The sequence below is a fragment of the Shewanella sp. genome (assembly GCF_013214165.1).
In the GTDB taxonomy this organism is placed as follows: Bacteria; Pseudomonadota; Gammaproteobacteria; order Enterobacterales; family Shewanellaceae; genus Shewanella.
The window spans coordinates 17190-29106 of the sequence record NZ_JABSSM010000014.1 but is presented as its reverse complement, the minus strand read 5'-3'; the positions used below and the strand labels follow the sequence as shown (position 1 = coordinate 29106).

The window sequence follows — 11917 nt, the reverse complement described above, 5'->3', positions numbered from 1 at the left end:
CGCCGCTGTCGGTGAGGTTAGGGTTGTCAGCATCTTCGGTGACGCCGCCGGTCATGTCGACGGTCAGTACAGGCAGGTCGTTGGTGCCTGTGATGGTGATAGTGACCACTTGGGTATCGGTGGCTCCAAACTCATCTGTGACTGTGACGAGGAAGTTCTCAATGACTTGATCGCCTTGTGCTAGGCTGTCAGCCGCGGCGTTATCTAAGGTGTAGGTCCATTCTCCGGAATTGGGATCGATGACAAAGCTACCTAGGGCTGAGGTATCGTCACCGCTCCAAGTTAGGCTTGCACCGTCATCTACATCTATTGCAGTTAAGGTGCCCATTGCCGTAGCAGTTTGAGGATCGTTTACTTCAGTAACGGCTCCAGAAGCGTCCCCTATCGATGAAGTGATGACGGGACTATCGTTAGTACCCAATATGGTGATGGTCACCAGTTGAGTATCTGTGCCACCAAATTCGTCGGTGACGGTAACCAAAAACTGCTCTTGAATTGATTGGCCTTCGGCTAAACTGTCGGCGGCATCGTTGTCTAAGTTATAGATCCATTCGCCAGTATCTGGGTTGATGGAGAAGCTACCTAAGCTGCCAGTTGCATCGCCACTCCAAGTCAGTACCGCCCCATTGTCGACATCGGTGGCTTCGAGCATGCCTGTCGCTGTTGGGCTTCCTGGGACGACCGTGCCATCATCGAGATTACCCGCCTCGATCACTGTGCCTGTATCGTAGCCGTCACCTTCTTGTTCTTCTGGTGGTGGGGTGATGATAGGATTATCATTGGTGCCTGTGATGGTGATGGTGACCACTTGAGTATCTGTGGCTCCAAACTCATCTATGACTGTGACGAGAAAGGTCTCAATAACTTGCTCACCTTCGGCTAGATTGTCAGCCGCACTATTGTCTAAGGTGTAGGTCCACTCACCAGTATTAGGGTCGATGACAAAGCTACCTAGGGCTGAAATATCGTCACCACTCCAGTTCAATATGGCACCAGAATCAACATCAGTAGCCGTTAAAGTGCCTGTGGCACTTTGAATTGTGGTGAGAGGCTCGTCTGGTTCAAGCTCGCTTAAACTTCCAGTGGCGTCAGCTTCTGATGACGTGATGATTGGGGAGTCGTTGGTACCTTGTACTGTTATCGTAATTTGTGTTGCGGTTGCAGCACCAAATTCATCGGTAACAGTGACAATGAAAACTTCTTCAACAAGATCGCCTTCGGCTAAGCTATCGGCTAATAAGTTATCTAACGTGTATATCCACTCTCCCGTGATCGGGTCTATGGTGAGGCTGCCGTATTGACCATCGGAATCCCCACTCCAGATCAGTACGGCTCCATTATCGACATCTGTGGCTGTTAAACTGCCTGTTGCTGTGACGATGCCGGGGACGAGTGTACCGTCATCCTCATTACCCGCTTCGATGACTAAACCTTGGTCACCAGGGAGGATAGGACCATCTGGACCATCTGGGTCAATAACCACGACGACTGGGGCGTCGTTGGTACCTGTTATTGTGATGGACAGGGTTACCAGTACACTATCGCCATCGCCATCCGTCAGCTGATAGGTAAATATTTCAGTAACTTGCTCTCCTTCAGCTAACGCCTGTATGTGATCCAATGAGTTATCTAATTGATAGGTATAATTACCGTCTGCGGAGATTTGTAATAGACCAAAGCTACCTGAAATTCCTGTAGTGTCAGACACTGCTATAGTCGCTCCATTAGAGTTCGACACTTGTGACACGACTGCCGAGTCGGCGCCTTGGGTATCATTGAGTAAAACATTGCCAGTAATAGACGGGTCCCCGTCTTCTGAGACGTTGTTGCTATCATCGGTTCCACTTGGGCTATCGTCGATAATGTTGACTGTGATGCTTGATAAGTTGCTGTTACCGGCAAGATCGGTCACTGAAGTGGTAAATGTTTGCGAAAAAACCTCAGATACTGAGTTATCTGCGTTGCTATTGAGGGTGAAACTATAGCTAAGCGTTCCTGTTATCGAATCGAAGTTAGTGATGGTTAGTAGACCGTGATCTGTGGTTATAGTGATAGGGCCAACAAATAATCCGCCGGTAAAGATATCAATGCCATTTATTGCCAGACTGGCGATTCCGGCTTCAGTTCCTATCTGTAAGCTATTGGATTGTTCGAGTGCTGGGGCGAATGGGTTTGAGCCCTGCAAAAGATTGGCTTCCAGTAGAGTCACGCTACTCGCCTCTATTGTTGGAAGACTTGGGATCTCGGCGGTTAATATCAAGGGATCTTCTGTGAGGTCGGGTGCTAAGCCAAACCCAGAAGTGTCATATCCTGCTCCAGCTAATGTTTCATCCCCGATTCTACCTAAGGTTATATAGTCTGATCCACCTTGATTTCCTCCATCACCAGCGGCTGTACCGGCTGCGGTTTCAGGCAGACCCAAGGTAGGATCTTCACCCGCTAAAATTTGTGCTTGTAAGGCGGCAATTTCAGCATCTGCTGAAACTGGTGCTGTAGCAAATTCAGGAGCCGCCCCTAAGGAGCTTGCTGGTATCGGTTCGGAAAAGCTTGTTTCAGTTATTGTCGTGCCATCTTCCATCTGTAAGATGAACTGAGAATTTGGCGAAAAAATCAGTTGTTCGCCATCCCTAATAAGATCACCTATAGTCACATCTCTGATGTTACCTTGCTCATCTTTGGCCTTTAATTGACCCACAAGCTTGGTGACTACCGCGTTTTGTTCTGCTACTGAAACACTCATAACCATATCCTAGAGCCGACTCTTCCTTGGCATCAGCTGCATATTTATTGAGTAGAAATAAATTTCTGCTATCACACATATTGATTTGAGTTTGGCTCTAATTTACAGTGAGTCAAATTAGCGAAAAACACCTTCAACTGGCATGGTTATTGGGTTTTGATGGGGTAAATTTGAAAAATAGCGTCTATTCAGCTGTTTGGAGTCGGTGAAGGTCCTTGCATAATAAATCTAAATAAAAAAACCACCTAAGAGGCGGTTTTTTTATTTCACAATAGTATAAAGATTAACCAGTGACGGCGGCTTGTCGGTAGCTTTGAATGGCCGCATTTTGTTCGCCAAGGTGCTCATGAGCCTCACCTAGAGCCAACCAGTTGGCTTTGTTGGGTTGCTGATGACAAACTTTTTTCCAGTATGTCATGGCTTGGCGGTAATCTTTATTTTGCGAATGCAGCTTAGCCATTAATATTTGGAAGTTGAGCTCTTCAGCATACTTTTTCTCAAGTGCAAATATCTGTTTTCTCTCTTCGACATCAGCGGGGGAAATAATCTCAGCAAGCGCCATAGAAGTATCCGAACAAAGGCCGCTCTTTATCTGTTTCATTAAGCGTTTTTTAGCTTCTGTCTCACGGTTGAATTTATGTAAACCTAAACAATAGCTGGCTAGGTATTGTGGCTCTTTTCTTTCGGCTCGACTTAACCAATGCCATACTTTTTCTAATTCTTGCTCGCTGCTGGATTGGGCCTGTATAAGAAGAGCATTATTGGTGAGAATGGTGAGCTGTTGGTGATCTGCCTCGCTAAGTACTTGGCGCTTCTTAATGATTGGCAGCAGTAACTTAAGTGCATACCAGTCGGCTTGAGCTTGATATAACTCCAAGGCCAACCTTAATACCGGCAGCTTGCTCTTGCTGGTCGGGGAGAGCTTATCTAGCTCTACTCTAGCCTTATCTAGCTCTCCCTGTTGGAGTAAGTATCGTGTGCGGCTAGTGCTCACGGCCTTGATAGCCAGTGGCTCCTGCTCCGCTTGTTGCAGGTATTTGTCTCGTGACTCGGTATTGTTCTGATGCTGGGCAGCTCTTGCTGCAGCAAGCAGATTTAGGGTGGGTAATTCACCTTTCTCGGCACCTTTAATCATGGCTTTCTCGGCTGTGGACCAATCCTCTTCCGCTAATGCGAGTGCCCCCAATAAGGTGTGTTTTCTCGCGGCTTTTTTACGCCATTTGTCGGGGAGTAAACGGCTGCTGAGTAGCAAGTTCAGTATGAAAATAATCACCCACTCAGTTAGCTGTATTAAGCCGTAGAAAACGATAAGCGCGATAACCGCAAAAAGGACACCTGTTTCAACTTCGTAATCCCATATGGTGAAATACAGGTAACCATTCATGCCCTCAAAAAAAGGACTGATACAGAGGCCTAACAATACAATTCCCAGATAGATTAATACGCGTGTCATAGGGGATCCTCTTCAGTCACCATCAAGTTACCGTGGGTAGCCAACTGTTGGAGCATGGGAGTCGATTGAAAGTGGTTAATACTCGGGGTCTGAATTTCTAAGGTACTTAATGCATCGAGTGCGGCTAATGTTTTTTTAGTTTGAGCCTGGCTAAGATCGAAGTATTGATAGATCCACTTCCTTGCAAGGGTCAAAGATTGTCGGTAATTAACCTGATCTTGTCGGTATAGAGCAAGCTGAGATTGGAGTAGCTTATTTCTTATATTTTCAACTAGATACCATTGTTGATCAGGCGTGAGTATGGGGGTGATATCTGTGGTTCTTTTGCGAATGACCACAAAATCGTCCATAAACGCCTTCCAGGATTTAGTGAGATTCTCTTGCCAATCATCTATCGACTCTGTCATCTCAGGCTTGGTTGGGCGATTAGCCGCATTGGTCACATCGACTCTATTTAATGGCAGCAGGTTGAGGTGCTCTATCATGTTATCCAGGGTCAGCACTGTCCCGGCAATGTCTGTGCTCTTGATAGCGGATACCCATGCTATGTCAGATGCTAGCGCTTTTCTCAATGGCGTGAGTGAGGGATCTTTCATCGATTCGATGCGGTCATCCGCAGCCTTGAGTAAACTCGCCGCTGTGCTGGGATCCTTTTCAAGCCAAAGCTTATTCCCCGCCATTCTGACCAAATATTTTGCTTCCTCCGCCATCCAGTGATTGGGGTTACGTTGAGCCAGCTTGGCCACTCTATCACTCAGCTGGAGCTGATTGTTTGTCAGTTTATCTATGCCAGAGTTTGTGCGGCTGGCGAGTTGTTGTTGTTGTTGTTCGAGTCTTGAAATTTGCTTGGCCGGTTCATTTAAGGCTTGTTTCAACTCAAGGGATAGCGCCTGAGATCTGTCTTTTTGAACTGCAAGTTCCAGATAGAGATAATATCCGCCGCCGCAAGTGGCAAAGGTCAGCAGCAAGATGAAAATCAGATTGAACAAGAACCCCCAAGAGACACCGGCACGCTTGGCGTTAGTGTCTGAAGTGCTTGATTGTCTATGGGTCTGCTTTGAGGGAGTGTCTGCACTCTTAGGCTCTATTTTGACGGCCACAGCGGCATTGTTAGCCTCTGCTTCAGCGTTTAACTCTGTATGTGCGTCTACAGCATTATCATCTAATTTTTTCTTGTCCATTAAACAGTCCCTTAAAGCGATACGGCTACAAAAATGACGAGTTTAGCCTGTTAACTGGTGAATTTCACAAGCCTAACGCTACAATTATGGCCTTACAGTTAGCCGCTTTTGCATTGGTAACGTGCTGAAATCCATTGGCAATAGCCTGCTCCTGTACTCGTGAGCTAGGGACTATAATATGACATGCACGCAGCCAAGCAAATAACTCTTTTGGTACAAGTTTGATTAGGTTATCGAGAATCTCGCCACTGGTGATGACTATCGTGTCGATTTTGGCTTGCTGCCAGACCTGTGCGTTGCTTGTTGATGTCAGTGTCGGACAGGCTCTGCGATACACTTCCCAATAGCTCACATCTGCGCCCCTAAGGGTTAACTCATTCGCCAAAGTTTCTCTTCCTCCGACCCCTCGAACTATGACTATCTTCTTGTTAGACAGAGATTGGAGCTGGGGGAGTGTGAGTAATCCTTCGGTCTGTTGACAATCTTGAGGGGCTTCTTGGGCCGAGACACCCAATTGCGCAAGCGCGTTTTGGGTCGCTTCGCCGACTGCGTAAAATTGTGCCTCTCGGGGCCAGGTTTGCTTAATTGCTTGAGCGGAAAATTTTACCGCATTGGTGCTGATAAATATGATGATGTCAGCATGCTGCATTAAAGCCATGCCGTGACCTTGCTGTTGCTCCTGAGTCGCTTCCACCTGAAGTAAAGGCGTGACAAGATGTGCGACGCCTCTGGCTAGAAGCGCCTCAACCATTAACTGATTTCGCCCTTGTGGACGGGTCAGTAATATCTTCATCTTGAGTCAGGAGTCATAGATAGCTATTCCCTGAAAGCATCAATTACTTGATATAAACGGCATCAAGGATCTCTTTCGCACCCTTGCCAAGCAGCTCTTCGGCAAGCGCGATACCTATGGCCTTAGCGTCAGTTTTTGAACCTATGCTAGTGCCTGTGATTATCTTGCTGCCATCAGGGTTGCCCACTAAGCCACGTAGCGTCAGAGTATCACCTTGGATTTCGGCGAATGCGCCAATGGGTACCTGACATCCACCTTGCAGATGAGTATTCATCGCACGTTCTGCAGTCACTCGATAACGGGTCTCTGCATGCTCAAGTGGTGCGAGCAGGGCTCTTACACGCTTATCATCAGTACGACACTCGATACCAACGGCGCCTTGGCCGTTAGCGGGTAAAGAATCTTCGGTTGAGATGAAACTCGTGATACGTGCCTCAAGCTTTAGACGTTTTAGTCCAGCGGCGGCGAGTATGATGGCATCATAATTTCCGGCATCCAGCTTACCTAATCGTGTGCCAACGTTGCCACGGAGATCGGCTATTTTTAGATCCGGTCGCATGCCCCGAATTTGACACTGGCGGCGTAAGCTCGAGGTGCCGACAACGGCTCCCTGAGGCAGGTCGCCGATAGACTTGTAGTTGTTTGAGACGAATGCATCGCGTGGATCTTCGCGCTCACAGATGACTTCGAGTCCTAGGCCGTCGGGGAAATCCACCGGCACATCTTTTATCGAGTGGACGGCAATGTCGGCTCTGTCTTCGAGCATGGCGACTTCAAGCTCTTTAACAAACAAGCCTTTACCACCAACTTTTGCCAATGGAGTATCTAAGATTATGTCACCTTTAGTACTCATAGGAAGAAGTTCAACGGTCAAACCTGGATGAAACTTTTCCAGTTCTGCTTTTACAAATTCGGCTTGCCAGAGTGCAAGGGGGCTTTTACGTGTTGCGATTCGAATGACGTTTTGAGACATGCTAGATGTTCCATACGGAGGCCTTAGATGCACTAATGCTAACATTGCTCAGGAATAGATGTAACAAATGGGTTTTGATTCTTTGACCTCTGCCCAAACCAGGTTAGCTCAATGTGTGATCTTGGTCTCGTTTATTCCTTGTGGCGGTCAAAGCTGTTAGCATTACAAGTGTTTCTCACCCTGCTTCGGCGTGACTCTTATTGAACAGTGAACAGAATCACATTATTGAAACCGCAGACCGATTAAATCGTGTCAGGCAGGCGCGTGCTCTCGCATTATTGTCTCCGCTGAAAAAAGATCTCCTTCGGCTTATCCCTGTGTTGTTGCATTACCATCGAGCCGGGTATCCCGGTTATAACGGCCCAATGACACCATCTGGTGTTTTTGAGTATGCGCCAAGTGAGCAAGAGCTATTAGCTTGTGACACCTTAGGTTTAGTTAGACCTATGGTGCATCTCGTTAAGCATGCCGCTATCGAGGGCGTGTATAGCATGGGGAGCATGTCGAGTTTCGGGCAAAACCCCAAGAGTGATATCGATGTTTGGCTCGTTCATGATCGACTTCTCAGTAAGGAAGAGTGCCGACTACTCGAACAGAAATCAGGCTTGTTGACGGCATGGTTTGCTCAGTATGGACTCGAGGTGAATTTCTACCTGGTTCATCCCGAACAGTTTTCTGTATGCTCTGCAGATAAAGCAGAGCCTCTGCGAGCCATAGGTAACGAGCATAGCGGTAGCGCTCAGCACTGGTTATTACTGGAAGAGTTTTATCGTAGTCAGATTTGTTTGGCTGGCAAGAAGGTGGCCTGGTGGCCTAATGCTCAAGACTCGCAACAGTTATTGTTTTTGGGGGATGTGAGCCAAATCCCGGCATGTGAATACTTCGGTGCTTCGCTTTGGCAGCTTTACAAGGGGCTAGATAAACCACATAAGGCGCTGTTGAAGGTTTTACTGCTGGAATCCTACGCAGCCCAATACCCGAATACCGAGTTTATCAGTGAAAAAGTGTGGCAACACACAATAGAAGGTGATTTTTCATCCGCCAACGATAGTTATTTCTTGCTCTATGAGTCGATAGAAAACTATTTGATCGCACAAGATGATCCTCGACGTTTAGAGATAGCCAGACGTTGTTTTTATTTGAAGTGCGGTGTCCGACTCAGTGAGCCGGAACAAGCGCAAGACTGGCGCTATCACAAGCTAAATAACCTGGTGGAAAGTTGGCAATGGTCCAAGAGTTTACTAGAGACCTTAGATAACTGTGAGCATTGGCATTGTGGACAACTGCAGTGGTTTAATGAACAGTTGAATGAGCTGATGTTAGGTTGTTATCAAACATTGCTGCAATTTGCATCGACCCATAAACTCAGTGAGAGTTTGAAATTATCTGAGCTGGGTCTGCTGACACGAAAACTTCATACGTATTTCAGTAGTGATACCAAGCAGCTCATCGGCTTGAATCGGCTTTGGAGTGATTCAATCTCAGAGCAAGATTTGACGATTGTCTACAGCCATAACCTGCGAGAGTATTGTTTATATTGCTGCCCGCCAAATCGGAGCGCCTTCATCGGACAAAGAGCGGTTTACCGCTCTAAGAGTCGAGCTAAGTTACTCGCCTGGGCGGTGATGAATGGGGTCAGTGAAAAAATGACCCGCTGGTATGAACGGGCAAATGGTGAGCGTAAATCCGTCGGTTTGACCAAGGCTGCTCAATGTTTAATTGAGGTTTTTAGCCCCCTGACTAAGAGAGTGTCTAAGATGGACCTCTATCAACCTTGGCGCTATCGCAAGTTAGTTTTTATGCTCAATTTTAATAGTGATTCGACGGCGCAGTGGCAGGGGCAAGAGGTCATGGTTGATTACCTCAATGCCAATATTTTTTCACTGGGGCGAGCAGAGAAAAACATGTTGGAGTCAATCGATCTTCTCTGCCTTAATTCATGGGGAGAGTGGCACTGTTATCATTACCATGGTGAGCTTGCCATATTAGAAGCATTGGCCTTCATGACTCCTGGCATTCGTCGTTCAGCCGAAGACTTGAAGGTCGAAGTGGTGAGTGGTTCTGCCAGGCTACAAGATCAGTTTGAGCTGACGGTGAAAAATCTGGTTCGTCGCGCGGCGCGCTTAAGCTGGAAAGTGTCCTCCTCTGCAACATTAGTCTATCCACTCAAGGTGGCTAAGGTACAGTATGGCCTGTTCTTTAATAGTAAAGGCATGGTGTATCAGGATCTTAATGATGCTAAAGCTTTTTATCAGCAGTTAACCAAGAGCATGTTGATCGAACTGCCCAGGCCGAACTTAGGTGATGAGCCATTTTCTATGGCCCCCGCTGTGATCCAAGACTTTGCAGCTAAGGGAGCGATACAATATTTTTTACGTCAGAGTGATGATGATTTGGATATATTCGTTTTAAATGAAAAAAACGAGTTAGATCACTATATTCAAAAGGGAACCAGTGTCGATGAATTGGTGAGTGAGGTGAGCCATTTCCATGTGTTCGAAGAACCAGATATCTCTACCCAAAGGTTCAATTTACCGCAGTTTTTTCGTCTGATGAGAGTGGATGGTCGATTACAGGTGATCCCTTTTGGGCTATCAGTGGAAGAAGCCGAGATGGACTTTTAAAATCAAGCTTCAGATGGGATGATCATTTTGGCTAGTAGCATAAAAAGGGAACCTAAGGTTCCCTTTTTTATTTTCGTCAGGTATTGAGACGGCTATAGAGATAGATTTACGCCACCTTGTTTGAGAATAGACTCGATGACGAAGGGCATGAATTCGCTACCATTGCGTTCATCGATCCATTTTTCTTCGATGAAAGAGAAATGATAACCACCAAATTTAGTCGCCAGCCAGATCTGATGCAGAGGTTCTTGCTTGTTTATTACGATCTTAGAACCATCTTCAAACTCTAGCTGCAATACATTGCCTGATGCATCGATATCTATGTCGGCATCCTGTTCGTCGATAGCAAGTTCGATAGCGTTATCTATCGCTTGAAACATCTCATCGGCGAGTTGATGAAATTGTGTGTCTGTCATTGCCATCTGTTTTCGTCCTTCAATGGGGAAAATTTGAATGTTTACATACTAACAATCGTGCTTGGTATGCTCCATTACTTTTTACTAAATTTCACCTTAGTCTCTACACCCAGTAAAAAATCGTCAGTTTAGTATGTATTAGGCTGATATGTGCTTGACGTAGAAAGCCGAACTCTGCACCATCAGTAGGCTAGTATGAGCTTAGAACACCTAGGTTCTGGGATCGAAACGCCTAAAATAAATAAGATTAAAATAGCACCCATACCCTATTAAGATGGAAAGATTGATGTTGAGAAAAATGAGACTGTGTTCACTGATGTTGTTTGCCAGCCTTTTTGTGACCGCTTGCGGACAAACAGGGGCGCTATATAAATCGCCAGACGAACAAGATAACCAGCAACAAGATAACCAGCAACAAGAACAGCAGCAAGCAAAGCAAGCAAAGCAACAAAGTAATAAGGAATAAAGTCTTGGATCATTTTCTCTATAAAAATAATGAATTACTGGCTGAAGATTGCTCTGTGGCCCAGCTGGCTCGTACCCATGGTACTCCTCTGTACATCTATTCTCGTGCCACGTTAGAACGCCATTGGCATGCATTTGACCGTGCGGTTGCCGATCATCCTCATCTTATCTGTTACGCGGTTAAAGCGAATTCTAATATCGCCGTCTTGAACGTGCTCGCACGTTTGGGCAGTGGCTTCGACATCGTTTCCGGTGGTGAGCTACTGCGAGTGATAGAAGCCGGCGGCGATCCCGCTAAAGTGGTATTTTCAGGTGTAGGCAAGACAGCCGACGAAATGGAGATGGCACTCAATCTCGGCATTCTTTGTTTTAACGTCGAATCGGCAGCCGAGCTTGAGCAGTTAAATATTGTTGCTGGCCGTATAGGTAAGATTGCACCGGTTTCCCTGCGCATTAATCCAGATGTCGATGCCGGCACACACCCATATATATCCACTGGCCTTAAAGATAACAAGTTCGGTATCGCTATGGAGCAAGCCGAGGCTATTTTCGCTCGCGCCGCCGCGTTACCCAATTTAAACGTTAAAGGTGTCGATTGTCATATCGGCTCCCAGCTAACCGAGATCCAGCCTTTCCTCGATGCCATGGATCTCATGCTCGCGCTAATCGATCGACTCGCTGAGCAGGGCATTGATATCGAACACTTCGATGTGGGTGGTGGCTTAGGTGTGCCTTATGACGATGAGACGCCGCCCCAGCCTGATGTCTATGCCGCAGCCTTACTCGAACGTTTAGGCGACCGAAAGCTTAAGCTCATCTTCGAACCTGGTCGTGCTATTGCTGCTAATGCGGGTATCTTCGTGACTCAAGTGCTCTATCTTAAGGGCAACGGAGATAAACATTTTGCCCTGGTTGATGGTGCCATGAATGATCTTATTCGCCCTGCGCTTTACAGTGCCTGGCAAAATATTATTCCTGTTAAGCCGCGCGATGGTGAAACCTTAAATTACGATATCGTCGGTCCAGTGTGTGAAACCGGTGACTTCTTAGGCAAAGACAGAGCGCTGAATTTGGTGGCGGGTGATTATCTGGCTGTACGCTCATCGGGCGCCTATGGTTTTACCATGTCATCTAACTACAATTCTCGCCCTCGAGCCGCCGAGTTGATGGTCGATGGGGATCAGGATTTTGTTATTCGAGAGAGAGAAAAATTGACTCAGCTATGGCAAGGTGAGCAACTCCTGCCGTAAACTGTGCATATTAATTGATGAT

Annotated in this window: 9 protein-coding genes; 3 read left to right on the top strand and 6 right to left on the bottom strand. The window is 46.7% G+C overall.

The window, feature by feature from the left end; genetic code table 11:
* From HRU42_RS05430 to hemC, 5 genes are all read right to left on the bottom strand, one after another.
* On the bottom strand, positions 1–2740 hold a 2740-nt coding region (locus tag HRU42_RS05430), incomplete at its 3' end, for a retention module-containing protein (RefSeq protein ID WP_295029361.1).
* A 283-nt stretch (positions 2741–3023) separates the two neighbouring features.
* A complete protein-coding gene (locus tag HRU42_RS05425; RefSeq protein ID WP_295029360.1) occupies positions 3024–4193 on the bottom strand; it encodes a heme biosynthesis HemY N-terminal domain-containing protein in 1170 nt (389 codons plus the stop codon).
* Positions 4190–5374 (bottom strand): uroporphyrinogen-III C-methyltransferase, encoded by a 1185-nt coding sequence (locus HRU42_RS05420; protein WP_295029359.1) that lies wholly within the window; start codon positions 5372–5374, stop codon positions 4190–4192. Before HRU42_RS05420 ends, HRU42_RS05425 begins: the two co-directional genes overlap by 4 nt.
* Positions 5375–5438: 64 nt before the next feature.
* Positions 5439–6167: a uroporphyrinogen-III synthase gene (locus HRU42_RS05415; protein ID WP_295029357.1), complete on the bottom strand. Its 729-nt coding sequence runs from the start codon at positions 6165–6167 to the stop codon at positions 5439–5441.
* 43 nt (positions 6168–6210) lie between these two features.
* The gene (gene hemC / locus HRU42_RS05410; protein WP_295029356.1) at positions 6211–7140 is read right to left on the bottom strand and encodes a hydroxymethylbilane synthase; all 930 of its coding nucleotides are present in this window, start codon (positions 7138–7140) and stop codon (positions 6211–6213) included.
* Positions 7141–7340: 200 nt separating this feature from the next.
* Here hemC and HRU42_RS05405 point away from each other — a divergent pair, with 200 nt between their 5' ends.
* Positions 7341–9764, top strand: a complete 2424-nt coding sequence (locus HRU42_RS05405; RefSeq protein WP_295029354.1) for a class I adenylate cyclase — start codon at positions 7341–7343, stop codon at positions 9762–9764.
* A 92-nt stretch (positions 9765–9856) separates the two neighbouring features.
* Here the strand turns inward: HRU42_RS05405 and cyaY are convergent, their stop codons facing one another.
* On the bottom strand, positions 9857–10186 hold the full coding sequence (cyaY, locus tag HRU42_RS05400) for an iron donor protein CyaY (protein ID WP_295029352.1): 330 nt from the start codon (positions 10184–10186) through the stop codon (positions 9857–9859).
* A 280-nt stretch (positions 10187–10466) separates the two neighbouring features.
* Between cyaY and HRU42_RS05395 the strand changes: the two genes are divergently transcribed.
* Together HRU42_RS05395 and lysA are read left to right on the top strand one after the other, a co-directional pair.
* Positions 10467–10646 carry a lipoprotein gene (locus HRU42_RS05395; protein ID WP_295029351.1) on the top strand — a complete coding sequence of 60 codons (180 nt, stop codon included), beginning with the start codon at positions 10467–10469 and terminating at the stop codon, positions 10644–10646.
* A 4-nt stretch (positions 10647–10650) separates the two neighbouring features.
* Positions 10651–11895, top strand: a complete 1245-nt coding sequence (gene lysA, locus HRU42_RS05390) for a diaminopimelate decarboxylase (protein WP_295029349.1) — start codon at positions 10651–10653, stop codon at positions 11893–11895.
* Positions 11896–11917: the final 22 nt, after the last annotated feature.